The sequence below is a fragment of the Staphylococcus massiliensis genome (assembly GCF_043186315.1).
GTDB classification, from domain to species: domain Bacteria; phylum Bacillota; class Bacilli; order Staphylococcales; family Staphylococcaceae; genus Staphylococcus; species Staphylococcus massiliensis.
The window spans coordinates 1-26143 of sequence record NZ_CP171119.1 but is presented as its reverse complement, the minus strand read 5'-3'; the positions used below and the strand labels follow the sequence as shown (position 1 = coordinate 26143).

Below are 26143 nucleotides of genomic sequence, written 5' to 3'. Positions count from 1 at the left end.
TTCTTTGTGGTGAAAAGCAATGTTTGAATACGCCGAGACTTATATCAATATTCATAACATGTGTGTCGTCATACGTGTTATCTTTTAAAAGAGGGAAAGTTTAGAGAAGTTTTGTATATGCCTACTACTAAAGACCGTTTTAATGTAAACTAGTAATTGAATATAATAGGATGGTGGTTTTGAGTCATGCAACATGAACAAAATGAAGTAACTAAAAGTGAACTACTCGTTGTTACAGGTTTATCAGGTGCTGGAAAATCAGTTGTGATACAAGTTTTAGAAGATTTAGGGTACTTTTGTGTAGATAATTTACCGCCCATTTTATTGCATAAATTCGTTGAATTAATGGATCAAGGTAACCCTTCACTTCAAAAAGTAGCAATTGGTGTTGATTTAAGAGGTAAGGATTTCTTCCAATCGTTAATTCAAGAGATTGATTTAGTGTTAAGTCGTAAGAATGTCATTGTAGACGTTATGTTTGTAGATGCGAACGATGAAAAGCTTGTTTCAAGATACAAAGAAACGAGACGTGCACACCCTTTAGCGGCTGAGAACAATGGCACTTTAATCGATTCTATTCAAGAAGAACGTAATTTATTATCAGACGTGAGAAGTCTTGCGAACTTTACGATTGATACAACTGCATTATCTCCAAAAGAGTTAAAGCGTCGTATCGAAGCACGTTTTGGTAGTGAGAATGAAGAACTATTTAGCATTTACGTAACGAGCTTCGGGTTTAAACATGGTCCGCAAATGGATGCAGATCTGTTATTTGATGTGCGATTTTTACCAAACCCATATTATATCGAGGCACTTCGTCCAATGACCGGTCTAGATGACGAAGTATATAAATACGTTATGAAATGGAAAGAGACAACGATTTTCTATGAAAAGCTTTTAGATTTACTTAAATTTATGATTCCAGGGTACAAAAAGGAAGGGAAAGCCCAATTAGTCATTGCGATTGGATGTACAGGTGGTCAACACCGTTCAGTTGCATTAGCTCAAAGACTTAGCGAAGATTTAAAAGAAATATACGATTATAATGTCTACGCGCATCATCGAGATGCCGAAATTGAAAGTGGCGAGAGAAATGGAACAACTTAAATTAGTTTTAATCGGTGGTGGTACAGGTTTATCTGTACTAGCACGTGGTTTAAAAAATTTTCCGGTAGATATCACCACAATTGTTACCGTAGCGGATGATGGTGGTAGTACAGGTAAGATACGTAACCAAATGGATATACCTGCACCGGGAGATATACGAAATGTAATTGCTGCCTTAAGTGATGCAGAACCAACCATTCAACAACTGTTCAATTATCGTTTTAATGAAAATCAAGTTGAAGGTCACGCAATCGGTAATTTATTAATCGCAGCAATGACAAATATTACAGATGACTTTGGTCATGCTGTAAAAGAACTAAGTAAAGTACTAAATATTAAAGGACGTGTCATTCCATCAACGAATAAAAGTGTTTCGTTAAACGCTGAAATGGAAGATGGCGAAATTGTCGCAGGGGAGTCTACCATTCCCACTAAAAATAAACAAATCAAGCGTGTCTTTTTAGAACCAGAAGACGCTGAACCTATGGACGAGGCGATTAAAGCACTTGAGGAAGCAGATTTAATCGTCCTTGGTCCTGGTTCCCTTTATACAAGTGTGATTTCAAATCTATGCGTAAAAGGGATTGGTAACGCTGTAGTAGATAGCCAGGCAACAAAGTTATATGTATCTAATATTATGACACAACCTGGTGAAACAGATGGTTACACAACCGTCGACCATATTAACGCAATTCATAATCATGTCAAAGCACCATTCCTTGATTTCGTAATTTGTACGACAAGAGAAATGGATCCTAAGATTATGAAACGTTATGAACGTGAACAATCACAACCAGTGAAATACTCACCAGAAGACATTAAAGCCTTAGGTGTTAAAGTGATTGAAGGTAACAATCTAGTACAAATTTCTAAAAATGACCATGTGCGTCATAATACGAAAGCGTTAGCTCAAACGATTTATGAAATTGCATTACAAGAAATCAGTACAATTCAGTACAACCCTGATCAAGATAAATAATGCGACGAGATTTAAGCGTCCTTTGACAATGACGGATACACTTCATTAACAAATAGAAAGGATCGTATGCACAATGAGCTTTGCATCAGATATGAAAAATGAATTAACACGCATAGAAGTGGATGATGCCAATGCGAAAGCAGAGCTCAGTGCTTTGATTCGTATGAATGGCGCATTAAGTTTTAGTAACCAACAATTTATTATCAATATTCAAACAGAGAATGCGACGACTGCGAGACGTATCTTTTCACTTATTAAAAAGGTCTTTTTAGTAGAAGTTGATATTCTCGTTCGTAAAAAGATGAAACTGAAGAAAAATAATATCTACATTTGTCGTGTGAAAACAAAAGCGCGTGATATTCTTAATGAACTCGGTATCTTGAAAGATGGCGTGTTCATGCATGATATCGACGAAAGTATGATTAAGACAGATGAGATGAAGCGCAGTTATTTAAGAGGTGCGTTTCTTGCTGGTGGATCCATGAATAATCCTGAAACATCGTCATACCACTTAGAGATCTTTTCACTATATGAAAATCACTCTGAGAGTTTAACGCATTTAATGAATCATTATGATTTAAATGGGAAGCATTTGGAGCGTAAAAAAGGGTGGATTACATACCTGAAAGAAGCGGAAAGAATTGCAGACTTTCTCAGCTTAATAGGCGGCTATCAAGCGTTACTTAAGTTCGAAGACGTGCGTATTGTGAGAGATATGAGGAATTCTGTGAACCGTCTTGTAAACTGTGAGACAGCAAATTTAAATAAGACGGTTAGCGCGGCAATGCGTCAAGTGGAGAGTATTCAGTTGATTGACGAGGAAATTGGACTTGAGAATTTACCGGACAGGCTGCGTGAAGTCGCGAAGCTTAGGGTTGAGCATCAAGATATTTCGTTAAAAGAACTAGGTGAGATGATGAGTACTGGTAAGATTTCTAAATCAGGTATCAACCATCGATTGAGAAAGCTTAATGAAATGGCGGATAAAATTCGTAATGGTGAACCATTAGAACTATAAGTGAAGCAGCGGTCCTTTAAGTGGACATGCTGCTTTTTGCGTTTTTCTGCATTTAAAAATAAGCCCATTCCCCGCTAGCTCGAGGCTAGGGGAATGGGCTTTTAAACAATGATAGGTTTTAAGCGCATTTATGATAGATTATTGAACTTCGTTTTTGTAGAAGTCGAAAATGTTTTTGGCAGAGTCAGTATTGTCGATGTGACCTCTGAAGCTATCGATACCAGGGCCGAAACCGTAAGTATTAACGTCTACGCCAGTGTGACCATATGTTGTCCAACCAGTGTTAGATTTATCATTAATTGGTTTTTGGATAGCATCTTGTAATTTTTGTTTTTGTTCACCGTACTTGTCGCCGTCTTTTTCTTCATCAAGTTTACTTAATGCTTTAGCTTCTTTTTTGATAGCTTTCATTTGTTCTTTATCAAGGTCAAAACCATAACCGTTTTGAATTACTTCTTCAACGTCTTTACCTTCGATAATTTGGTCAGTCATGTAAGAACCAGAATGTTTCATTTGACGGATATATTCAGGATCCCATCTATATTCTTTACCTTTAGCCATTGATAAGCCACCAGTTGAGTGGTCAGCTGTCGCAACAACTAATGTGTCAGGATTTTGTTTCGCATAGTTTGTAGCATTTTCGAATGCTTTTTCGAAACCTTCCATTTCAGACATAACACCAGTGATGTCGTTAGGGTGAGCTGATTTATCAATTGAAGCACCTTCAACCATTAAGAAGAAACCTTTGTCGTTCTTTTGTAAACGATCTAAAGCGATTGATTGCATTTCTACTAATCTAGGATCATCTTCTGGCGCATCAATTTGTAAAGGCATATTTCCTTCAGAGAATAAACCTAATAATTGATCGTCTTTAGAGTTTAATAAGTCTTCGCGGTTTTCAACTACTTCATAGCCATCTTGAGCGAATTTCTCTTTTAAGTTACCGTTTTCTTCGCCAAAGTATTTGCTACCGCCACCTAAAAGTACGTCTACTTTATGTTGACCATTGATTTTGTCATTAAAGAATTGTTGCGCGATTTCGTCTTTCATACCACGTTCTTTAACGTGAGCAGCGTAAGCAGCTGGTGTTGCGTCAGTGATTTCAGCAGTTGAAACAAGACCAGTTGATTTACCGTTTTCTTTAGCTTGTTCTAAAACAGATTTTAAACGTTCTTGTTTTTCATTAACACTAATTGCACCATTGTAAGTTTTGTGACCAGTACTGAATGCAGTAGCACCTGCTGCTGAGTCAGTTACGTCATCTTCAGGGTCTTTAGGGCTAGTGCTTTGATCACCAACGAAGTAGTCATCAAATGCTGTTTTTTCAACTTCTTCAGTATCTGGGTTATCTTTGAAGTGTCTGTAAGCTGTGTTGAAAGCAGGTCCCATACCATCGCCAACTAGGAAGATGATATTTTTAGGATTTTCAGTATTGCCGTACATAGCCATGTCGCCTTGTTGACCTTGGTTTAATTGCGTACCTTCAGGTGCTTCCCCTGCACCAGAAGCTAAAGTAACGTTAGTAACGCCTAATGATGTAGCGATTAAAGTTGAAGCTAAAGTAGTTGCAGCTAACTTATTAAACATTTTCATAATCAAAAATCCTTTCACTTTTTAATTTTCCTACAACTAAAGTACCAAACGAATGTAAAGTGGAGATATTGATAAAATGAATATTATGTAAATTCTATTTATAAAAAGCTAATAAAAAACACACTAATGTGTGCACGACACATTAGTGTGTAATATTATATAAAATTATTTATGTTCTGGTGCCATAACTTCATCAATTAAACCATATTCTTTAGCTTCTTCAGCCGTTAAGAAGTTATCGCGGTCAGTATCTTTTTCGATTTTATCAATTGGTTGACCCGTACGTTCAGATAAAATTTTGTTTAATTTAGCACGCGTTTTTAAGATGTGGTTCGCAGCAATTTCAATTTCAGTTGCTTGACCTTGAGCGCCACCTAGTGGTTGGTGAATCATAACTTCTGCGTTAGGTAATGCATAACGTTTACCTTTAGCACCAGCAGCTAATAAGAATGATCCCATTGAAGCTGCCATACCGATACAAATTGTTTGAACATCAGGTTTGATGTGTTGGATTGTATCATAAATCGCAAATCCAGCTGTAACACTACCACCTGGAGAGTTAATGTATAAATAGATATCCTTTTCAGAATCTTGAGCTTGTAAGAATAATAATTGTGAAACGATTGAATTTGCTACGTTATCGTCTACTTGAGAACCTAACATAATAATACGGTCTTTTAATAAACGTGAATAAATATCATAAGCACGTTCACCGCGGTTCGTAGTTTCAATAACTGTTGGAATTAAATTCATTGAGTACGTCCTCCTTTAATTAGCTTATACATACATTATAGTCTAAAAGTCAAACATGGTCAAAAACTACGTCTGTATAGCCTGAAATCAATTATATCAATCATAGCATTGACCTTTAATAAAATCATCTGTAAACTATTTGTTAATGCATATTCATATTCAACCCCTTGTAGTGTAATGGATAACACGTGAGATTCCGGTTCTTATAATGAAGGTTCGATTCCTTTCAAGGGGAGTCATATATTCGGGTCTGGGACATAAGTCGTGAAATAGAGCACATAAGCTTTATTTCATACAATTCTCAAAACAGCTGACTCCTAGGGGAGTAGCATGAGACCGGAGACTACAGGCTCCGGCCATGCCCCAGGAAAGCATGCTGTTTAAAAGAATTGTAGTGATATGTCCTAGACCCTTCTTTTTAAAAAGTCCTTTAAATATAAAATGCTGCTTTAAAATGAATGTGCTACTTAAAATATATGGTGCTTCTTAAGATCTAATAGGCTAGGTCTATCTACTGCTAGTGGTACAAGCGTTGCTATAAGCCTGTTTAAATTTCATAATTTCATATAATAGATCGGTAGTAACGGTCCACTATGCCGAGTTGTTTAAATTTCAAATATAAGGGTTACTAGTAATTAAGCGATATAATTTAACAAGACAATAATTTGTGATACATAATTGAATGTTATTTACAATTTTGTAAATCAAATCTTTTAGAAATCTTAACATTTCTCTTTAAAAGTCGATGACATCAGGATTTTAGGCCTGTTAATTAAACAAAAATGCCTATATATCGCACCTATTAGCTATTTGAAGTGTGTGATTTAATAAAGTACAATTTAATATAGTTAGGGGAAACTTCATATCTATGGATGTTAAATGATGATAACATTGGGAGATGTTACGGCATTAAACCCTATGACACAAACTCGGAGAGCGTTCTGCTCTCCGAGTTTTTTATTGAATTAGAAATTTTTTACAAAAATTACTATCTTTTAATAATAATTAGATTTAATTTTATATCAAATATGTTAGAGTGAGTCCCGAAGTAATTTATACAAGGATTAAATTAATCTTTGTATACAATAGTTTTATTTTAAAACTAAATATTTTACGTTTAAAATTTCATAGCTTTGTTACATAGGAGGATTCGCGTGGATTTTGATATGATGGATTCGGGACAGCAACATAATCATTTCGTCAACACGACGCATCAACAAGCATCACAAGTCTCAAATAATAATGAAAGTGAAGGTGGGAATCAATTGGATCCAAATTCTGATGTCGTAACGGTTGAAGACTTCGGTGCAAAAGGTGATTATTTAAAGCAAGATGGTTCGATTAATCCTAACTACACGAATGACACACAGGCTTTTAAGAAGGCAGTAGAATATGCGACTTCACATAATAAGACACTAAAACTTAATCATAAAAATTATTATGTCGATAATATCGTCTTTCCCGAGGGAAATTATGACTTTAGTGAAGGGCGACTTGTTGTAGGTAAAGGTGCTAATGGTAGTGACTTCTATAATGTAAAAGCAACTTCAGGCGCTGTAATTGATAAATTAGATATTTTAGTAACGGCTCAATTCGGAAGTGGGCGTTTGTTGAGCTTAAACGGTGCTGTAGATGTGGGTGATGTTAACCTCAAGTGTACAGAAAAAATTGATACGAGTAATGATTTATTTGATGCAATGTTTAATATTTCTGGTGAGAACGGTAAAGTAGGTTCTATACGTACTCAGAATTCAGATAATCACGTTATGGCTTTTAACGCGAGAAACTGGAACATAGGTGAAATTAAAGCGGATACGTATATTCGTGGCATGTATATGAGACAATGTCGTGATATGTATATTGGTAAATACGTTGCTACAAACCGTCATCCTAATGCGAAATGGCATGCGGGAGATAACGGATTACTCATTGAAGGGTGTCAAAACCTACATTTCAGAGATACAGTTGTTGAAGACGCTGGTGAACATGCGATTCGTCTTGGAGGTACGAGAAATAGTGTTTATAAACAAGGAAATCATACTTTCGATAACATTACGACAAGACGTAGTGGGGGAAGTGGTTTCAAGGTGTTCTCAGGGGAATTAGATGGAACGCCTGAAATGGTATCTCATATTAAGATAGGAACGCTTAATGTGCTCGATAGTCGATATAAGTTACCGACGCTAGATAATCGAGATGCGTTACACTTGGAATATTGTTCAGATGTAGATATTGATGCTTTAAAGGTAAATAATGAATCAGAAGATGTGTCGACATCTAATGGTATGTATCTATCAGGGGTACTTCGTTTAAATGTTGAAAATGCTGAAATCAACCATACAAGTGATCATATTGCGAAGATGGTGAATACCCAAGGTAAAGTTAACGATATTCGATTAAACCACTTAACAGCACGAGACAATAAAAATGGTGTCTTGATTGATCAACGTGGTGAAACGTTAAGGGATATCTATTTACACAACTTAGATATTGAAGGATATGGTGACGAACATTATGCAGTTGTGTTGTTTGCGAATACCGTACGACAACCTGTAGTATTTGATGGAACTGTTCGTCGTAACGATGAACCAAAAGGAGCTTTCTATACAAACTCTAAAAGTGACTTAATCGAAAATAATATCAATGAAATATAAATGTAAAATGCATTTAATGAATGGTACCGTTTAACGAATAAGGGCCCGAGTTCAAATCTAATCAATTTGTCTCAGGCCCTATTTGAGTGACAATAAATTAGGGAAATTATTAATATTTATTTTGAAATATAATTGTAAATTTGTGCTTTTTTCGAAACAAAGTTGATGAGATTCATATAGGATATATTTCAATGCTTTTTAAATGGGTATTTGTTAATTAACGTGATTGTTCTTAATTATCTAAAATTATTTTCAAGCAGGTTGTTCAATGAGTTAATTAAGTCTTGCGCGTTATCATCTTCAATATCTAAATCTTTATAAACTTTACGTGATACATCGAAAAGTTGTTCTCTTACTTCCTTACCTTTTTCAGTTAATGAAATACTCATATTTCTTTCATCAGATTCAAGTCTCGCTTTTTTAACAAGCGACTTCGCTTCTAACTTTTTAATAAGCGGTGTAAGTGTACCTGAATTAAGGTAAATGCGATCACCTAAAGTTTTGATATTCACGTATTCATCTTCTTTAATGGATACTAAAGTGATATAACCTGTGAATGTGAGGTCGAACTCGTTTAGGTATTGCGTATATTTTTTAATAATCTCTTTAGATGATACATAGAATAAAAAGCAAAGTTGTTGGCGTAAGTGTTCCTTATGTTCTTCCATGTATGAATCCTCCTTTATTTGTCTTGTGATGTAAGTATAACATTTATAACTTGAAAAATGAGGGTTAAATATTTTATCATTTAATCAAGCTTGATTTAATTACGAACAATTATTTTTTATTAATAAAGTCCTTTAGGACAATGGAGGGATCAATGATGTTACCAAACAATGATTTTGATAATATCGTATTAGGTCGTCGTTCGGTAAAGGTGTTTGATGAGGAAGTCAAAATACCTCGCGATGAAATGAATGAAATTATCAGAAAAACTACTAAGGCACCGTCGTCTGTTAATATGCAGCCATGGCGTTTTGTAGTAGTAGAAAGTCAAGAAGCTAAAGAAACCCTTCGTCCTTTAATGCGATTTAATACGCGTCAAACGGATACTTCTGCAGCAATGGTAATAGTATTTGGAGATATGAAGAACTATGAATACGGTGAGGAAATATATAGTTCTGCCGTAGAACAAGGTTTTATGCCTCAAGAGGTTAAAGAAGAACTCTTACCAACTGTTTTAGACTATTATATGAACCTAACGAGACCTCAAATGAATGACATTGTGAAAATTGATTGTAGCTTAGTAGCTATGCAATTAATGTTAGTCGCACGATCATATGGTTATGATTCAAATCCAATCGGTGGCTTTGATAAAGAAAATATCGCGGAGACGTTTGGACTAGATAAAGAACGATATGAGCCAGTTGTAATTATTGCGTTAGGTAAAGAAAAAGTACCTGGTAGAGAATCATCGAGACTACCTATCGATAAAGTTGTTAAATATGTATAAAAAGCGTGGGATATTGTAATCTCACGCTTTCTTTTAATTTCCTTTATATGCTTTTTATTTCTTATTAAATAGGTCGTTGAATGCGATTTTAATATTAGGATACTTAAATTTGAATCCTTCTGCTGAAAGTCTATTCGGTAACACTTTTTGCGTATCAAGTATAATGGTAGATAATTTACCAATAGCTAATCTGATTAAAGGTGCTGGAACATAAGTGTAATGAGGTCTATGCAGTGTTTGGCCAATGCCGTAACAGAATAAGTCCTGGCGTTCAGGCATTGGGGCCGTTAGGTTATAAGGCCCATGTCCATTCGATTTAAAGATTAGATGCATGATTGCGTCTGTTAAATCATCAATGTGAACCCATGAATACCATTGTTTACCTGAGCCAAGTTGGCCACCTAAAAATAGGCGATAAGGTAAAGCCATTAATCCTAAAGCACCGCCTTTTTGAGAAAGAACGATACCAAAACGACCCATTACAACTCGTGTGTTTAAGTTAGTAAATTTCTGCGCTGTACGTTCCCATTGATAAACAACATCTGATAAGAAATCAAAAGGTAAAGTTTTAAAGCTTTCTGTGTAAGTTTCGTAAGCATCAGGGGGATAGTAACCAATCGCACTTGCATTGAAGAGTACTTCTGGTTTGTAATTGCGGTCTTTAAATAATTCATAAAGTCGTTGAGTTGATTTTAAGCGGCTCATCATAATAGATTGACGTGCTTTAGGTGTCCAATATTGGAATAGTGAAGCGCCAGCTAGATTGATGACAATATCTATGTCAGGTACTTCATGTTCAAAGCCTTCTTTACTCCAATTAATAAATGTTTTTCTACCATGATCGGATTGATGATCTTTGCGAGATAATATATATACATGTACATCTTGTTGAAGTAATTTATCGACAAGTTGTTTACCGATAAGTCCGGTACCACCTGTTATTAATACATTTTTCATAGTGTTCGTACACCTCTCTTTTTGAAAATGAAACTGATTAAAAAAGAGGAAGATACACATGATGCCTCTTCCCCAAGTACGCTACTTATTAAATAAAATAATGAATAAATAAAATAAGAGTTGATTCACAATACGATATGGTGGTATATTTCTCTAATATCGTAATTTTGACTACTTCATAAATTTTCTAACGATTTTACCTACAAATTTAGTTACAACGACACGGATGATAATGTTAATAATACGTTTCATTCTTCACACCTCACAAGTTAAAGTAAATACGATATATACTATATATAAACGTTTTTAAACATGTTTAATCATGAAACTTTCAAGTATTTCTTAGATGTGTGGCTTTTCTAAAAGAATAGGAATATTAAATAACCTATAGCGCCTAATATTAATAACATCAGCGTTATAAGAAAAGGTTTATGTGAATTGAATTTATGGGTAGTATGATTGAAGTCATCATTTTCTGACATCATGTCTCTTAATCGATGAGATGATTGTTGAGTTGGCTTATCTAATAGTTTATCCAAGTCATTTGATTGCACGCATATCAAGCCTTTCTTGGTTAAAACTTCTTCATCGTTAGGTTATCAAAAGTAGTTTTAATTGATATAATAAAGTTTAACTGATTGCATACTAAAACGCCATTTAAATAAAAATTAAGCGAGGGTTTGAAACATGTCAGATCATAAGAAAAAAAGTAAAATGCCTGGATGTTTAAGTTTAATTGTAATATTACTTTTACTCATAGGACTAGCTTTTGCATTATTTTCATTTGTTGACCAGTCTAAACGCGGCGACGAAAAATTAAAACAAAAGCAAATTGAAGAGAAGAAAGAAAAAGAGGAAAAGGAAAAAGAAGAAAAGCGTAAAGAGAAAAAGAAATCTTTAGAAGAAGAAAAAGCGCGCGAAAAAGAAGAACAAAAACAACGTGAACAACAAGAAGCGGCTCAAAAACAACGAGAAGCGGAACAAGCGAAACAACAACAAGAAAATCAAAAACGTAATGATACAAAAGAGAAATCAACTGAGCAAGCACCTAAACCTTCTACTGAAGAGAAGAAGACTAAGGAATCTTCAACCGAAGAACCAAAAACTCAAGAACCTTCGACAGAAGAACCTAAATCTAAAGAACCATCTACTGAAGAGCAACAAACATCACAACCATCCACCGAAGAAAAAGCCACGACACAACCTTCAACTGAAGAACGTCAAACATCACAACCATCTACCGAAGAAAAATCTACAACTCAACCTAAAACATCAGAAAGATCTTCAACACAAGCATCCACTGAAGAGGCTCGAAAAGAGTCTCCTTCAGCGGAACAACAAACTTCAGAACAACAAACCTCAGAACAAACAACTTCTGAAACTCAAACTTCAGAGCAACCATCGGACGCATCATCAAATGAATCTTCTCAAGAAAGTTCAAGAACAGTACCATCAAATGAAAATGGTAATCATCAAGCCCCTTCGAACGAATCTAACGGAGGGGGGTCATGATTCTTCTGAAACGACGCGTACTAACTCTACAGAAACTCAAACTTCAGAACAACCATCATCTAATGAGGACGACAGTCAGTCGCAAGAAACGGAATCACCATCTAGTGAGAATAACCAAACACCATCTACAGAATCACCATCAAGCGAAAGTCCTGAAGCACGTACGGGTTCGAATTCAAATGAAGATAATCAATCAAGTACAGAGTCGCCATCCAATGACAATGAACAATCACAAGCTAATTCAAACGTTAGTCAAAATGGTGAGGCTAATCGAGAATCAAACACTAATTCACACAGCCAACAATCAAGCGCTGAAACAGCTTTAAATAACTAACCGGACTATCAAGTTCTTACATAAGGAGACGAAATAACACGTGAACATAAAACTAAATATATACGAACATTAAAAAACCTACGTACCCATTTATCGGAACGTAGGTTAATTTTTTATGTTTAGAAAAATGCGAAGATATTAAATGCATTAAGCAATAAAGTTAATAAAATAGATAGAATGATGGAAATTAAACAACCTCCACCGCCGCAGCCGAATGGCATGCAACCGAATGAACTGTAGTACATGCCAGAACCATTTCTTTGACGGTCGTCATAACCATATGGATCCTCGCGGTGGTAATCGTCACGATACTCATCACGGCGGTTAGAATCCTCTGGACGTCTATATCTTGGATCATCCGGGTCGATCACTTCTGGTTCATCGTCACGTCTAGACATAATATCACCTCTTAATAAGCTTAATTAATTTAACATAACTTTTTGAAACGATTTAATTATCTTTTTATAAACCGTTTGAAAAGCCCTTAATCATTGTTTATACATTTGATGTATAGGTACTATTCCCACAAAAACCAATTTTTAACAATAATGTTTAATTTACCTCATGGAATGGTATGTTTACACTAAGTGTTCAATCACTTATGATATTACTTGATTTTACGTGCAACCAGTAGTAATATGACTTTTGAAGAGGTTATATTTTTTTGTCCCAACTGGGACTTAAAATGTCAAACCATGGATAAAAGTTGACCACATTTTATTTTTAATGATTTGGAGGCGTGTTACATTTGGAAGATTTAATCAAGATGCAACAACTGCTCGTACCGGATTTAATCGATAAAATGTACCGTCGATATTCAATCTTAACTACCATAGAGAAACATCAACCCGTAGGTCGTCGTAGTTTAAGTGAGATAATGGATGTGACTGAGCGTGTTTTACGTTCGGAAACCAACTTACTTAAAGCACAAGAACTCATCTATGTGAAACCAACAGGTATGGAAGTTACAGAACAAGGTATGCATGTCATAGATGAATTGAATGATTACATTCATATTCACTCTGACTTAGATCAAATTGCTGAACATATTAAAAATAAATACCAAATTCAGAATGTTCACATTGTACCAGGCGATTCTGATCTCGATGAAACGGTTAAGACAGAATTAGGTAAAGTCACAAGTCAGTTACTTGAATCAACGCTATATGAAGGTGCTATTGTATCCGTCACTGGTGGTTCGACAATGTCTTATGTAAGTACGGCAATGCGAGAATTACCTTTTAAAGTGATGTATACACCTGCTCGAGGTGGCTTGGGTGAAAATGTGTTAAACCAAGCGAATACCATTTGTTCAAAGATGGCTATTAATTCTGGTGGCACCTACACAACTTTATATGTTCCAGATCAAGTTAGTGAAACAACATTTTTAAACTTGATGGACGAACCTACAGTTAAGAACACAGTCAACAAAATTAAAGATTCTAACATAACGTTACACGGCATTGGTGATGCGCTGAAAATGGCTAAAAGAAGACATTCGGCTCAAGATGTAATAGAAAAACTTCAACATCATAATGCTGTAGGCGAAGCGTTTGGTTATTACTTTAATCAATACGGTGAGATTGTTCATAAAGTTAAAACAATCGGTTTACAGTTAGAAGATTTAAAAAATAAAGATAACATCTTTGCGGTCGCAGGGGGTAAATCTAAAAGTAATGCAATAAAAGCATATTTATCGATTGCACCTATGAATACAGTACTCATTACAGATGAAAGCGCCGTAAGGTCTATGATTTAATTTTGGCAATAAAAAGTGAAATACTTTTTAAATATCATATAAAAGGAGGCCATTAATAATGGCAGTTAAAGTAGCAATCAATGGTTTTGGAAGAATTGGTCGTTTAGCATTCAGAAGAATTCAAGATGTGGAAGGTATCGAGGTTGTAGCTGTTAACGATTTAACAGACGACGATATGTTAGCACACTTACTTAAATACGACACAATGCAAGGACGCTTTACTGAGGTTGTTGAAGTCGTTGAAGATGGCTTCCGTGTAAATGGTAAATTAGTGCATTCTCTATCTGAAGCAGATCCAAGCAAATTACCTTGGAAAGACTTTGAAGTAGACGTTGTATTAGAATGTACTGGTTTATTTACAGAGAAAGAAAAAGCGGAAGCGCACATCGAAGCTGGAGCTAAAAAAGTGCTTATCTCAGCACCAGGTAAAGGCGATATGAAAACGATCGTTTATAACGTGAACCACGAAGAATTAGACGGTTCTGAAACAGTCGTTTCAGGTGCTTCTTGTACAACGAACTCATTAGCACCTGTTGCTAAAACACTTCACGATGAATTCGGTATTGTTGAAGGTTTAATGACTACAATTCACGCTTACACTGGTGACCAAAATACGCAAGATTCTCCTCATAAAAAAGATAAACGCCGTGCACGTGCTGCTGCGGAAAACATTATCCCTAACTCAACTGGTGCTGCAAAAGCAATCGGTTTAGTTATTCCTGAAATTGATGGTAAATTAGATGGTGGAGCGCAACGTGTACCTGTTGCAACTGGTTCAATCACTGAATTAACAGTTGTTCTAGAGAAAGAAGTTACTGCAGAACAAGTTAACCAAGCTATGAAAAATGCAACAAACGAATCTTTCGGTTATACTGAAGATGAAATCGTTTCATCTGACATCGTTGGTATGACTTTCGGTGCGATGTTCGATGCTACACAAACACGTGTAATGACTGTTGGCGACCGCCAATTAGTTAAAGTAGCTTCATGGTACGACAATGAAATGTCTTATACAGCACAACTTGTTCGTACACTTGAGTACTTAGCAGATCAAAGTAAATAATTTCATTTAGATTTATGAGAAACGTCTCCTAAATACTAAATAAGCTTTTGAGTAAGCGGGGAGCAAAATACGCTTCTCCGCTTATTTTTATTAGCATTAACCATTATGAGGAGGATTTTTAAGATGGCCAAAAAGGTTGTAACTGATTTAGACTTAAAAGGAAAGACTGTTCTAGTTCGAGCAGATTTCAACGTTCCTATGAAAGATGGCGAAATCACAAACGATAATCGTATCGTTCAAGCTTTACCAACAATTGAATACATTATGGAGCAAGGCGGTAAAGTTGTTCTATTTTCTCATTTAGGAAAGGTCAAAGAAGAAAGTGACAAAGAAAAGTTAACATTAAAACCTGTAGCAACAAGACTTTCTGAAAAATTAAACAAAGACGTTACATTCGTTCCTGAAACTCGTGGTGACAAACTTGAATCAGCAATCAAATCTTTAGAAGAGGGCGATGTATTACTATTTGAAAATACACGTTTCGAAGATTTAGATGGTAAAAAAGAATCTAAAAACGAACCAGAATTAGGTAAATATTGGGCATCATTAGGTGATGTATTTGTCAACGATGCTTTCGGTACAGCACACCGTGAACATGCTTCAAACGTAGGTGTTGCAAGTAATTTAGATTCTGCTGCTGGTTTCTTAATGGAAAAAGAAATCAAGTTTATCGGTGGCGTAGTTGAGAACCCTGACAAACCATTAGTCGCAATCTTAGGTGGCGCTAAAGTTTCAGATAAAATTGACGTTATCGAAAGTTTACTTAACGTTGCAGATAAAATCCTAATCGGTGGCGGTATGGCTTACACATTCTTAAAAGCACAAGGTAAAGAAATTGGTAAATCATTACTTGAAGAAGAAAAAATTGATTTTGCTAAAGACTTATTAGACCGTGCTGGTGACAAAATTTATTTACCAGTTGACGCTAAATGTGCAAAAGAATTTTCAAACGATGCTGAAGTTACAGAAGTTTCAGTAGATGAAATGCCTGAAGATCAACAAGGCTTAGATATCGGTCCTAAAACTGTAGAAGCATTTAAACAAGAATTAGAAGGTGCAAACACAGTAGTATGGAACGGCCCTATGGGTGTATTTGAATTTAGTAACTTTGCTAAAGGTACAATCGGTGTATGCGAAGCAATCGCTGAATTAAAAGACGCGACTACAATCATTGGTGGCGGTGACTCAGCAGCTGCTGCAATGGAACTTGGATTTGAAGATGACTTTACACACATCTCAACTGGTGGCGGTGCGTCATTAGAATATTTAGAAGGTAAAACGTTACCAGGTATTAAATCTATCGCGAATAAATAATGAGTTAAGGAGTGTTAATTGTGAGAAAACCAATTATTGCAGGTAACTGGAAAATGCATAAAACTGTATCAGAAGCGAAATCGTTCATGAAAGATTTACCAGAATTACCAGACCAAAACGAAGTAGAATCAGTGGTATGTGCGCCAACAATTCAACTTGACGCTTTAGTGACTTTATCTAAAGAAGGCGTTGCGAAAAACCTTAAAATTGGTGCTCAAAATGCTTACTTCGAAGACGAAGGGGCTTTTACTGGAGAAACATCTCCTCATGCACTTGAAGATTTAGGCATCAGCTATGTCGTGTTAGGTCATTCTGAGCGTAGAAGCCTATTTCACGAAACTGATGAAGAAGTGAATAAGAAAGCGCACGCTGTATTCAATCATAATATGACACCTATCATTTGTGTTGGTGAATCAGATGAAGAGCGTGAAAATGGTAAAGCTAACGACGTTGTAGCTGACCAAGTTAAAAAGGCATTAGAAGGTTTATCTGAAGAACAAGTGAAACAAGTTGTAATTGCGTACGAACCAGTATGGGCAATCGGTACAGGTAAATCAGCAAATGCTGACGACGCAAATGAAATGTGCGCAGCAATTCGTCAAACAATCGCAGATATCACATCAGAAGATATTTCGAATGAAGTACGCTTACAATACGGTGGTAGCGTTAAACCAGCTAACATTAAAGAATTTATGGCTAAATCAGACATCGACGGTGCTTTAGTTGGCGGCGCTTCACTTAAAGTTGAAGATTTCGTTGGCTTGTTAGAAGGTGCTAAATAATATGGCTAAACAACCTGTAGCACTCATCATTTTAGATGGGTTTGCGAATCGCGAAAGTGAACATGGTAATGCTGTTAAACAAGCACATAAGCCAAACTTTGACCGCTATTATGAGAAATTCCCAACGACTCAAATTGAAGCGAGTGGTTTAGCTGTCGGCTTACCTGAAGGTCAAATGGGTAACTCTGAAGTTGGTCACATGAATATTGGTGCAGGACGTGTTGTTTACCAAAGTTTAACGCGCATTAATAAGTCTATTGAAGATGGTGACTTTTACGAAAATGACGTGTTAAACGAAGCGGTTGGTCATGTGACAAGCAATCAATCACACTTACACGTCTTCGGTTTATTATCAGATGGTGGTGTGCACAGTCACTTCAACCACTTATTCGCTATTCTGAAACTTGCTAAGAAGGAAGGTCTCGACCAAGTATACGTGCACGCGTTCTTAGATGGTCGTGACGTTGATCAAAAATCTGCACTTAAATATATTGAAGAAGCAGAGAAACAGTTTGAGGAAATTGGTATCGGCACTTTCGCATCCGTTTCTGGTCGTTATTATGCGATGGACCGTGATAAGCGTTGGGACCGTGAGGAAAAGGCCTATAACGCAATTCGTGGTTTTGAAGGACCTAAGTTCACTTCAGCAAAAGAAGGTGTTCAAGCGAACTACGATCAAGATGTTACGGATGAATTCGTAGAGCCATTTATCGTAGAAGGTCAAAATCAAGGTATTGATGATGGTGACGCCGTTATCTTCTATAACTTTAGACCAGACCGTGCCGGACAACTTTCTGAAATCTTTACAAATAAAGCGTTTGATGGATTTGAAGTCGAACAAGTTAACAATCTTTACTACGCAACATTTACGAAATATAACGATGATGTCGATGCAAAAGTTGTCTTCGATAAAGTCGATTTAAAAAATACAATTGGTGAAGTTGCTCAAGATAACAACCTTACACAATTACGTATCGCTGAGACTGAAAAGTACCCTCATGTAACGTACTTTATGAGTGGTGGTCGTAATGAAGAATTCGAAGGCGAACGTAGATGCTTAATTGACTCACCAAAAGTCGCAACGTATGACTTAAAGCCTGAAATGAGTGTTTATGAAGTCAAAGATACGTTACTCAGCGAACTTGATAAAGGTGACTTAGACCTTGTTATCTTAAACTTTGCTAACCCTGATATGGTAGGGCACAGCGGTAAACTAGAACCTACAATTAAAGCGATTGAAGCGGTAGATGAATGTTTAGGTGAAGTCGTTGACCGTATTCTTGATATGGGTGGTAAAGCGATTATTACAGCTGACCACGGTAACTCTGATGAGGTTCTTACAGATGACGATCAACCGATGACGACACACACTACTAATCCAGTACCAGTAATTGTAACTGAAGAAGGCGTGACACTTCGTGAAACTGGTAAGTTAGGTGACTTAGCACCAACGCTATTAACATTATTAAAAGTCGATCAACCTGAAGATATGACAGGTGAATCTTTAATCAAGTAGTAAAATGATTTATTAAACTTTGAAATAAAGTTATAATGAAAGAACACAACTTAACAAAAGGAGATTAAAATTATGCCTATTATTACAGATGTTTATGCTCGCGAAGTACTTGATTCTCGTGGAAACCCAACTGTAGAAGTTGAAGTATTAACTGAAAGCGGTGCATTCGGACGTGCATTAGTACCATCAGGTGCTTCAACTGGTGAATATGAAGCTGTAGAATTACGTGATGGAGACAAAGACCGTTACTTAGGTAAAGGCGTTCAAAAAGCAGTTGAGAACGTTAACGAAATCATTGCACCAGAAATTGTTGAAGGTGAATTTTCAGCTTTAGAACAAGTATCTATCGACAAAATGATGATTCAATTAGATGGCACAGACAATAAAGGTAAATTAGGAGCTAACGCAATTTTAGGTGTTTCTATCGCAACAGCTCGTGCTGCTGCTGACTTCTTAGGTCAACCATTATATAAATATTTAGGTGGATTCAATGGTGAGCAATTACCAGTACCTATGATGAACATTGTTAATGGTGGCGAGCACGCTGATAACAACGTAGACATCCAAGAATTTATGATTATGCCTGTAGGTGCTCAAAGCTTTAAAGAAGCATTACGTATGGGCGCAGAAATCTTCCATGCATTAAAATCTGTATTAGCCGACAAAGGTTTAAACACAGCTGTTGGTGACGAAGGTGGTTTCGCACCAGACCTAGGTTCAAACGAAGAAGCTTTATCAACAATCGTTTCTGCCATCGAAAAAGCTGGTTACAAACCTGGCGAAGAAGTACGCTTAGCTATGGACGCAGCGTCTTCAGAATTCTATGACAAAGATAATAACAACTACAATCTTAAAGGTGAAGGTGTTGTTAAGTCAGCTTCTGAAATGGTTGATTGGTACGAAGAACTTATCGAGAAATATCCAATCATCTCAATCGAAGACGGCTTAGACGAAAACGATTGGGAAGGTCACAAATTATTAACTGAACGCATCGGTGATCGTGTTCAATTAGTAGGCGATGACCTATTCGTTACAAACACTGAAATCTTAGAACGTGGTATTAACGAAGGTGTAGGCAACTCAATTTTAATCAAAGTTAACCAAATCGGTACATTAACAGAAACATTCAACGCTATCGAAATGGCTAAACGTGCTGGTTATACTGCAGTCGTATCACACCGTTCAGGTGAAACTGAAGATACAACAATCGCTGACATTGCTGTAGCTACAAACGCTGGTCAAATCAAGACTGGTGCACCTTCACGTACAGACCGTGTTGCGAAATACAACCAATTATTACGTATCGAAGATGAACTATACGAAACAGCAGTTTACGCTGGTTTAGATTCATTCTATAACTTAAACAAATAAGATAATTTTCCTGTAAAGGCGTGCTTCATAGCACGTCTTTTTCTTTTTTGAAAATGAAAGCAAGATGGACGACGCCATTATGCGAAAGAAATTAGAAACAATCGTATAACGGGTCCGTTACGCGAAAGAAAAATAAAACAATCGCATAAGGGCGTCGTTACGCGAAAGAAATTAGAAACAATCGCATAACGGGTTCGTTACGCGAAAGAAAATAAAAACAATCGCATAAGGGGTCCGTTATGCGAAAGAAAATAAAAACAATCGCATAAGAGATCCGTTATGCGAAAGAAATTAGAAACAATCGCATAATGACCCCGTTACCAGATAGAAATCCAAATCAAAATTTACACCTATGATTTAAATAATGATAAATTTTCGATCTCGAAAATTTTCCTTATTACAAAGACTGAGACAAACAATGTAACAAGGGCGCCATGTTACAAAGACTGAGACAAACAATGTAACAAGGGCGCCATGTTACAAAGACTGAGACAAACAATGTAACAAGGGCGCCATGTTACAAAGACTGAGACAAACAATGTAACAAGGAAGCCATGTTACAAAGACTGGCGTAAACAATATAACAAGGAAGCCATGTTACAAAGACTGGCGTAAACAATATAATAAGGAAGCTATATTACAAAGACTGATGCAAACAATGTAACAAGGACTCATTGTCACTCCAACTCCTTGTCACAACCATTCACCCAAAATATGTGAGATTATCCAATTTACTCTATAACTGTTATAATGATACTTGAACTTATTTAAAGGAGTACGTCTATGGAAAGCGCAACTCATTACCAAAAGATACTTAAGTCAGCTAAAATCATTGGAATAACCTCCGTGATAATGGCGTTATGTCTGATCACCCATCACTTCTTTATTACAGACACTACTGTAGCTAAAGAAATGTTAAATCAGTCAAAGGTTAACGGAACTGACGCTGCTGCACATAACATCGTCAACAGTTTCACGATGTCAGGAATTTTATTTATTTTAGCGAATTTAACAGGTATTCTTGCCTTTTTTAGTAAGCACAAATATTTATGGTGGTTTATGCTAGCGATTTACTTTTCACAATTATTTATCGCGCTCGTTAACCCACCGCAACTTTATACAAGCATTATCGCAGTTAAATCTTTCTTAGCACTAATTCCATACGTGATTGTAATCTTATTATCAATCGTGATGTTCATTTACGTGCTCATGGTTGCAATTAAACACAAAAAAGGTTTCCAAGATTAGAATCGTACCATAATTTTAACAATGTTGCCCAAATGGGAACGTTATGGTATAATTCCACACGTATATAACGAATGGAGGACAATCACATGCATACATTACTTACGGTATTGCTCATTATTGACTGTATTGCATTAATCACAGTTGTATTACTCCAAGAAGGTAAAAGTAATGGTTTATCAGGTGCCATTAGTGGTGGTTCCGAACAACTATTTGGAAAGCAAAAGCAACGTGGCGTTGATCTGTTCTTGCATAGAGTTACAGTGATTCTTTCGATATTATTCTTCTTGCTTATGTTAGGTATAACATACTTTAAATTGTAAGGTCCGACTGATTCTCGTCGGGCTTTTTTATTTGTAAGGCTTTAACATTAAAAGATAAAATAAAAGTAAGCGTTAAGGAAGGGACGAGACATATGAAGATTCAATTACCTAAACCATTCTTTTTTGAAGAGGGAAAACGTGCAGTATTATTATTACATGGATTCACAGGTAATTCATCGGACGTTAGACAACTAGGGCGTTACCTACAGAAGAAAGGCTATACGTCACATGCACCTCATTATGAAGGTCATGCAGCACCACCTGAAGAAATTCTAGAATCAAGCCCGCATGTGTGGTACAAGAATGCATTAGATGGTTACGATTATCTAGTCGAACAAGGCTATGACGAAATCGCAGTAGCCGGTCTTTCATTAGGCGGTGTGTACGCCCTTAAGTTAAGCTTAAATCGTGATGTTAAGGGTATTGTTACAATGTGTTCACCTATGTACCTTAAGACTGAAGGTGCGATGTTTGAAGGCGTGTTAGAGTACGCACGTAACTTTAAGAAGTATGAAGGTAAGGATGAAGCAACGATTGAGAAAGAAATGGAAGCTTTCCATCCTACAAATACGTTAAAGGAATTACAAGAAACGATTCAAGACGTTCGCGACCACGTAGACGAAGTATTCGATCCTTTATTTGTTGTACAAGCGAAACAAGACAAGATGATTAATACAGATTCAGCTAATGTCATCTATGAAGAGAGTGACTCTGATGAAAAGTCCATTAAATGGTACGAAAACTCAGGTCATGTTATTACAATCGATAAAGAAAAAGAACAAGTATTTGAAGACGTATATAACTTCTTAGAATCATTAGATTGGTCCGAATAACAACATTTTGAGAGATAAATAGAAAGGAGGGGCAAGTATGGATTTAAAAGAAGAAGTAAAAGCAATCATTAATAGACCAGATTATGAGCCAATGTCTGTTTCTAATTTCCAAGACGAGCTCATGTTAAGTAGTGCAGATTCATTCAGAGATTTAATTAAAGTATTAGTTGAATTAGAGCAATCAGGGTTAATTTCAAGAACAAAGAAAGACCTTTATCAAAAGGAGAAAGAACGCCCTGGACTCATTAGAGGAACGTTAAGCCAAAATAAAAAAGGATTTGCCTTTTTAAGACCAGAAGAAGAAGGCCAAGAAGATATCTTCATTCCGCCTAATAAAATCAATCGCGCGATGGATGGCGATACAGTACTTGTTCAAGTATCAAAGTCACGTGGTAGTCATAAAGGTAAGTTAGAGGGCGAAGTTAAATCAATAGAAAACCATTCAGTTAAACAAGTCGTGGGTACTTACAGCGAAGCGAAAAACTTCGGTTTCGTATTACCTGATGATAAACGTATCATGCATGATATCTTTATTCCTAAAGGTCATAACTTAGGTGCGGTTGATGGTCATAAAGTGCTTACACAAATTACGAAATACGCCGATAGTACAAGTAATCCTGAAGGTCAGGTTTCAGCTATACTTGGCCACAAAAATGACCCAGGCGTAGATATCTTATCGATTATCTATCAACATGGAATCGAAATAGAATTCCCTGATGAAGTCTTAAAAGAAGCTAAAAAAGTTCCAGAAACAATTGCGCCTGACGAGATTGAAGGACGTACAGATTTACGTGATGAACTTACAATTACGATTGACGGCGCAGACGCTAAAGACTTGGACGATGCGATTGCTGTGAAGAAGTTAAGCAATGGTAATACACAATTAACTGTTAGTATCGCGGACGTGAGCTATTATGTGAAAGAAGGCTCACCTTTAGATCAAGAAGCATACGATCGAGGTACAAGTGTGTATCTTGTAGACCGAGTAATTCCAATGATTCCACATCGTTTAAGTAACGGTATCTGTTCACTGAATCCTGAGGTAGACCGTCTAACACTAAGTTGTCAGATGGAAATTAACCAAAAGGGTGAAATCGTTAATCATAAGATCTTTGATAGTGTCATCCATTCAAACTATCGAATGACGTACGACGCCGTTAATAAGATCATCACGGACAAAGATCCTGAAACACGTGCTGAGTACAAAGATTTAACGCCGATGTTAGATTTAGCGCAAGAACTTTCTAATACGTTAATTCAAATGCGTAAACGTCGTGGCGAAATTGATTTTGATATCAGTGAAGCAAAAGTCCTTGTAAATGAAGAAGGCTTGCCTACAGATATTAAACTGCGTGAACGTGGCAAAGGTGAACGTCTTATTGAATCATTTATGTTAGCTGCTAACGAAACAATTGCGCAGCATTTTAACAAAATGGAAGTACCATTCATCTACCGTGTCCATGAACAACCGAAATCTGAACGTTTAAATACGTTCTTCGACTTCATAACGAATTTCGGTATTATGATTCGCGGTACAGGTGAAGACATTCACCCAAGTACGTTACAAGCTATTAACCAAGAAGTTGAAGGTCGTCCAGAAGATATGGTTATTTCAACAATGATGCTTCGTTCAATGCAACAGGCACACTATAACCAAGATAACTTAGGACACTTTGGTCTAGCGGCAGACTACTACACGCATTTCACATCGCCAATTCGTCGTTACCCTGACTTAATCGTTCATCGTCTGATCCGTAAATATTTAATCGAGAAGTCTATGGACGGTAAAGCGCAACGTAAGTGGGAAGACATGCTACCACAAATTGCCGAACACACTTCAAATCGTGAACGTCGTGCCGTAGATGCTGAACGTGATACAGATGAGCTTAAGAAGGCCGAGTATATGATTCAGCACATCGGTGAAGAATTCGAAGGTATCGTTAGTTCTGTAATGAGTTTCGGTATGTTCGTCGAATTACCGAATACGATTGAAGGTATGGTTCATATTACAAATATGACAGACGATTATTATCATTTCGATGAGAGACAAATGGCTTTAGTAGGGGAACACGAAGCTAAAGTGTTTAGAATTGGTGACCCCGTTAAGATTAAAGTTACACACGTAGATGTTGATGAACGTGACATTGATTTCCAAGTAGTAGGTATGCCTTTACCAAAAGAAAAGAAATCAGAACGACCTGCACGTGGTAAGACCATTCAGGTTAAATCTCGTGGAAAAGTCTTTGATAAAGATCAAAACGGTAAAAAAAAGAAGAAAAAGAAACAACGTAAAGGTAAAAATAGAAGACAACGCGAAAAAGAGGCTAAGACAAATAACAAGCCTTTTTACAAAGATAAAAAGATAAAAAAGAAAGCGCGTAAGAAGAAAAAATAACGACAAGAGGTGAGACCAATGCCAAAAAAGAAAAACACCAAAGGTACTTTAGCAGTCAATCGTAAAGCAAGACATGACTATAACATCGAGTCGACGATTGAAGCGGGCATTCGGTTACAAGGTACAGAAATTAAATCCATTCGCCGTGGTAGCGCAAACTTAAAAGATGCGTTCGCGCAAGTTAAGCACGGTGAAATTCATCTTCATAACATGCATATCGCGCCTTATGAAGAAGGTAATCGATATAATCACGATCCTAGACGTCACCGAAAATTATTACTACACAAACGCGAAATCTTAAAGCTAGGCGAACAAACAAGAGAAATCGGGTATTCAATAATCCCATTGAAGTTGTATCTGAAACATGGCGTTTGTAAAGTTCTATTAGGCGTAGCGCGTGGTAAGAAGAAATACGATAAACGTCAAGCGCTTAAAGAAAAAGCGGTTAAACGTGATATGGATCGAGCTATGAAGGACCGTTATTAATACTGTTAATAAATTGCTAAAAATGTAAAGATTTGATATCATATAATGTACTGTTGAAAAAATTGGTATGGAAGCGATGGGGACTTTATAGGTACTATCGCTTCTAAAGCCTAATTGTTTGATTAATACTATTATGGGGACGTTCTTGGATTCGACAGGGGTCCCCAGAGCTCATGAAGCGTGTCGGAGGGTTGTCTCCGCAACAACACACTCAGTTTATAATAACTGGCAAATCAAACAATAATTTAGCAGCAGCTGCGTAATAGCACTCTGCATCACCTAATCGCATCGCCTATGTGCGATTAACGTGATTCAACCTTAGTAGGATACGCTGAATGGCTGCCGTTTGAAGTTCATTCAGAAGAGACGAATCAAACTAGTACAACGTTGGTTGTCTGTCACCGTTCGTTGTGCGAAATTTTAAGATAGACTACACACGTAGAAACATTTGTATCAGGACCTCTGGACGCGGGTTCGAATCCCGCCGTCTCCACTATGTAGCCTATAACCCGCGTGGTTGTAGGTTTTTTATTTAATACACTTTCTAAATATTATCTTACATATAAAAATTATGAAATCTCTATTGTTGTCTTTGAAATTAAAACATGATAGCAATGATGAGTTTTAATACTTAACTTAAATTACAAAAATTTGAAATTGTATAGTAATTAAATATAAAACTTATTGTAAAAATAT

The 26143-nt window shown here is 36.5% G+C and carries 23 protein-coding genes, 1 tRNA gene and 1 other RNA gene; 20 read left to right on the top strand and 5 right to left on the bottom strand.

The features are described from left to right. The first annotated feature begins 186 nt into the window (after positions 1–186). From rapZ to whiA, 3 genes are all read left to right on the top strand, one after another. Positions 187–1107, top strand: coding sequence for an RNase adapter RapZ (gene rapZ, locus ACF3N8_RS00125; protein ID WP_009383055.1), 921 nt, complete (start codon positions 187–189; stop codon positions 1105–1107). Then, positions 1094–2086 carry a YvcK family protein gene (gene yvcK / locus ACF3N8_RS00120; RefSeq protein WP_009383053.1) on the top strand — a complete coding sequence of 331 codons (993 nt, stop codon included), beginning with the start codon at positions 1094–1096 and terminating at the stop codon, positions 2084–2086. Before rapZ ends, yvcK begins: the two co-directional genes overlap by 14 nt. Before the next feature lie 73 nt (positions 2087–2159). Beyond that, positions 2160–3104, top strand: a complete 945-nt coding sequence (gene whiA, locus ACF3N8_RS00115; RefSeq protein ID WP_009383052.1) for a DNA-binding protein WhiA — start codon at positions 2160–2162, stop codon at positions 3102–3104. Between the two features lie 138 nt (positions 3105–3242). Here the strand turns inward: whiA and ACF3N8_RS00110 are convergent, their stop codons facing one another. Continuing rightward, positions 3243–4697 carry an alkaline phosphatase gene (locus tag ACF3N8_RS00110; protein ID WP_009383050.1) on the bottom strand — a complete coding sequence of 485 codons (1455 nt, stop codon included), beginning with the start codon at positions 4695–4697 and terminating at the stop codon, positions 3243–3245. 165 nt (positions 4698–4862) lie between these two features. Beyond that, entirely contained in the window at positions 4863–5450 is a 588-nt protein-coding gene (gene clpP / locus ACF3N8_RS00105; RefSeq protein WP_009383048.1) for an ATP-dependent Clp endopeptidase proteolytic subunit ClpP, read from the bottom strand. A 163-nt stretch (positions 5451–5613) separates the two neighbouring features. On the opposite strand from clpP, the gene ACF3N8_RS00100 reads away from it, so the two are divergent. After that, positions 5614–5685, top strand: a tRNA-Arg gene (locus ACF3N8_RS00100). Positions 5686–6604: 919 nt separating this feature from the next. Next, on the top strand, positions 6605–8104 hold the full coding sequence (locus ACF3N8_RS00095; protein WP_392450000.1) for a hypothetical protein: 1500 nt from the start codon (positions 6605–6607) through the stop codon (positions 8102–8104). 236 nt (positions 8105–8340) lie between these two features. Here ACF3N8_RS00095 and ACF3N8_RS00090 read toward each other — a convergent pair whose 3' ends face one another. Continuing rightward, positions 8341–8772, bottom strand: coding sequence for a MarR family winged helix-turn-helix transcriptional regulator (locus ACF3N8_RS00090; RefSeq protein WP_009383045.1), 432 nt, complete (start codon positions 8770–8772; stop codon positions 8341–8343). A gap of 155 nt (positions 8773–8927) precedes the next feature. Here ACF3N8_RS00090 and ACF3N8_RS00085 point away from each other — a divergent pair, with 155 nt between their 5' ends. Further along, positions 8928–9557, top strand: a complete 630-nt coding sequence (locus ACF3N8_RS00085; RefSeq protein WP_009383044.1) for a nitroreductase family protein — start codon at positions 8928–8930, stop codon at positions 9555–9557. 54 nt (positions 9558–9611) lie between these two features. On the opposite strand, the gene ACF3N8_RS00080 is transcribed toward ACF3N8_RS00085, so the two are convergent. Continuing rightward, complete coding sequence (locus tag ACF3N8_RS00080; RefSeq protein ID WP_009383043.1) at positions 9612–10514, bottom strand: TIGR01777 family oxidoreductase; 903 nt, start codon at positions 10512–10514, stop codon at positions 9612–9614. A gap of 687 nt (positions 10515–11201) precedes the next feature. Between ACF3N8_RS00080 and ACF3N8_RS00075 the strand changes: the two genes are divergently transcribed. Beyond that, positions 11202–12026: a DUF4887 domain-containing protein gene (locus ACF3N8_RS00075; protein WP_009383042.1), complete on the top strand. Its 825-nt coding sequence runs from the start codon at positions 11202–11204 to the stop codon at positions 12024–12026. After that, complete coding sequence (locus ACF3N8_RS00070) at positions 11971–12360, top strand: hypothetical protein (protein ID WP_009383041.1); 390 nt, start codon at positions 11971–11973, stop codon at positions 12358–12360. The genes ACF3N8_RS00075 and ACF3N8_RS00070 overlap by 56 nt, the downstream gene beginning before the upstream one ends. A gap of 119 nt (positions 12361–12479) precedes the next feature. On the opposite strand, the gene ACF3N8_RS00065 is transcribed toward ACF3N8_RS00070, so the two are convergent. Then, positions 12480–12758, bottom strand: a complete 279-nt coding sequence (locus ACF3N8_RS00065) for a hypothetical protein (RefSeq protein WP_009383039.1) — start codon at positions 12756–12758, stop codon at positions 12480–12482. A 350-nt stretch (positions 12759–13108) separates the two neighbouring features. On the opposite strand from ACF3N8_RS00065, the gene ACF3N8_RS00060 reads away from it, so the two are divergent. The 12 genes from ACF3N8_RS00060 (at position 13109) to ssrA (ending at position 25943) form a co-directional block, all read left to right on the top strand. After that, on the top strand, positions 13109–14119 hold the full coding sequence (locus ACF3N8_RS00060; protein ID WP_009383036.1) for a sugar-binding transcriptional regulator: 1011 nt from the start codon (positions 13109–13111) through the stop codon (positions 14117–14119). A gap of 58 nt (positions 14120–14177) precedes the next feature. Continuing rightward, positions 14178–15182 (top strand): type I glyceraldehyde-3-phosphate dehydrogenase, encoded by a 1005-nt coding sequence (gene gap, locus ACF3N8_RS00055; RefSeq protein ID WP_009383035.1) that lies wholly within the window; start codon positions 14178–14180, stop codon positions 15180–15182. Between the two features lie 123 nt (positions 15183–15305). Then, entirely contained in the window at positions 15306–16496 is a 1191-nt protein-coding gene (locus ACF3N8_RS00050) for a phosphoglycerate kinase (RefSeq protein WP_392449997.1), read from the top strand. Between the two features lie 20 nt (positions 16497–16516). After that, positions 16517–17278: a triose-phosphate isomerase gene (gene tpiA / locus ACF3N8_RS00045; protein WP_392449996.1), complete on the top strand. Its 762-nt coding sequence runs from the start codon at positions 16517–16519 to the stop codon at positions 17276–17278. Between the two features lies 1 nt (position 17279). After that, a complete protein-coding gene (gpmI, locus tag ACF3N8_RS00040; protein ID WP_009383032.1) occupies positions 17280–18794 on the top strand; it encodes a 2,3-bisphosphoglycerate-independent phosphoglycerate mutase in 1515 nt (504 codons plus the stop codon). 72 nt (positions 18795–18866) lie between these two features. After that, positions 18867–20165, top strand: a complete 1299-nt coding sequence (eno, locus tag ACF3N8_RS00035) for a phosphopyruvate hydratase (protein WP_009383031.1) — start codon at positions 18867–18869, stop codon at positions 20163–20165. A 783-nt stretch (positions 20166–20948) separates the two neighbouring features. Then, entirely contained in the window at positions 20949–21413 is a 465-nt protein-coding gene (locus ACF3N8_RS00030; protein WP_009382967.1) for a hypothetical protein, read from the top strand. An 86-nt stretch (positions 21414–21499) separates the two neighbouring features. Then, entirely contained in the window at positions 21500–21733 is a 234-nt protein-coding gene (gene secG, locus ACF3N8_RS00025; protein ID WP_009382965.1) for a preprotein translocase subunit SecG, read from the top strand. Between the two features lie 92 nt (positions 21734–21825). Beyond that, the gene (locus ACF3N8_RS00020) at positions 21826–22566 is read left to right on the top strand and encodes a carboxylesterase (RefSeq protein WP_009382964.1); all 741 of its coding nucleotides are present in this window, start codon (positions 21826–21828) and stop codon (positions 22564–22566) included. Between the two features lie 37 nt (positions 22567–22603). Then, positions 22604–24961, top strand: a complete 2358-nt coding sequence (rnr, locus tag ACF3N8_RS00015; protein WP_009382963.1) for a ribonuclease R — start codon at positions 22604–22606, stop codon at positions 24959–24961. Positions 24962–24979: 18 nt separating this feature from the next. Then, positions 24980–25447 carry an SsrA-binding protein SmpB gene (gene smpB / locus ACF3N8_RS00010; RefSeq protein WP_009382962.1) on the top strand — a complete coding sequence of 156 codons (468 nt, stop codon included), beginning with the start codon at positions 24980–24982 and terminating at the stop codon, positions 25445–25447. A gap of 135 nt (positions 25448–25582) precedes the next feature. Next, positions 25583–25943: a transfer-messenger RNA gene (gene ssrA, locus ACF3N8_RS00005) on the top strand. Positions 25944–26143: the final 200 nt, after the last annotated feature.

Coding starts and splice junctions, on each gene's coding strand:
- rapZ (WP_009383055.1), top strand. CDS start 187: ATGCAACATGAACAAAATGAAGTAACTAAAAGTGAACTACTCGTTGTT.
- yvcK (WP_009383053.1), top strand. CDS start 1,094: ATGGAACAACTTAAATTAGTTTTAATCGGTGGTGGTACAGGTTTATCT.
- whiA (WP_009383052.1), top strand. CDS start 2,160: ATGAGCTTTGCATCAGATATGAAAAATGAATTAACACGCATAGAAGTG.
- ACF3N8_RS00110 (WP_009383050.1), bottom strand. CDS start 4,697: ATGAAAATGTTTAATAAGTTAGCTGCAACTACTTTAGCTTCAACTTTA.
- clpP (WP_009383048.1), bottom strand. CDS start 5,450: ATGAATTTAATTCCAACAGTTATTGAAACTACGAACCGCGGTGAACGT.
- ACF3N8_RS00090 (WP_009383045.1), bottom strand. CDS start 8,772: ATGGAAGAACATAAGGAACACTTACGCCAACAACTTTGCTTTTTATTC.
- ACF3N8_RS00085 (WP_009383044.1), top strand. CDS start 8,928: ATGTTACCAAACAATGATTTTGATAATATCGTATTAGGTCGTCGTTCG.
- ACF3N8_RS00080 (WP_009383043.1), bottom strand. CDS start 10,514: ATGAAAAATGTATTAATAACAGGTGGTACCGGACTTATCGGTAAACAA.
- ACF3N8_RS00075 (WP_009383042.1), top strand. CDS start 11,202: ATGTCAGATCATAAGAAAAAAAGTAAAATGCCTGGATGTTTAAGTTTA.
- ACF3N8_RS00070 (WP_009383041.1), top strand. CDS start 11,971: ATGAAAATGGTAATCATCAAGCCCCTTCGAACGAATCTAACGGAGGGG.
- ACF3N8_RS00065 (WP_009383039.1), bottom strand. CDS start 12,758: ATGTCTAGACGTGACGATGAACCAGAAGTGATCGACCCGGATGATCCA.
- gap (WP_009383035.1), top strand. CDS start 14,178: ATGGCAGTTAAAGTAGCAATCAATGGTTTTGGAAGAATTGGTCGTTTA.
- ACF3N8_RS00050 (WP_392449997.1), top strand. CDS start 15,306: ATGGCCAAAAAGGTTGTAACTGATTTAGACTTAAAAGGAAAGACTGTT.
- gpmI (WP_009383032.1), top strand. CDS start 17,280: ATGGCTAAACAACCTGTAGCACTCATCATTTTAGATGGGTTTGCGAAT.
- eno (WP_009383031.1), top strand. CDS start 18,867: ATGCCTATTATTACAGATGTTTATGCTCGCGAAGTACTTGATTCTCGT.
- ACF3N8_RS00030 (WP_009382967.1), top strand. CDS start 20,949: ATGGAAAGCGCAACTCATTACCAAAAGATACTTAAGTCAGCTAAAATC.
- secG (WP_009382965.1), top strand. CDS start 21,500: ATGCATACATTACTTACGGTATTGCTCATTATTGACTGTATTGCATTA.
- ACF3N8_RS00020 (WP_009382964.1), top strand. CDS start 21,826: ATGAAGATTCAATTACCTAAACCATTCTTTTTTGAAGAGGGAAAACGT.
- rnr (WP_009382963.1), top strand. CDS start 22,604: ATGGATTTAAAAGAAGAAGTAAAAGCAATCATTAATAGACCAGATTAT.
- smpB (WP_009382962.1), top strand. CDS start 24,980: ATGCCAAAAAAGAAAAACACCAAAGGTACTTTAGCAGTCAATCGTAAA.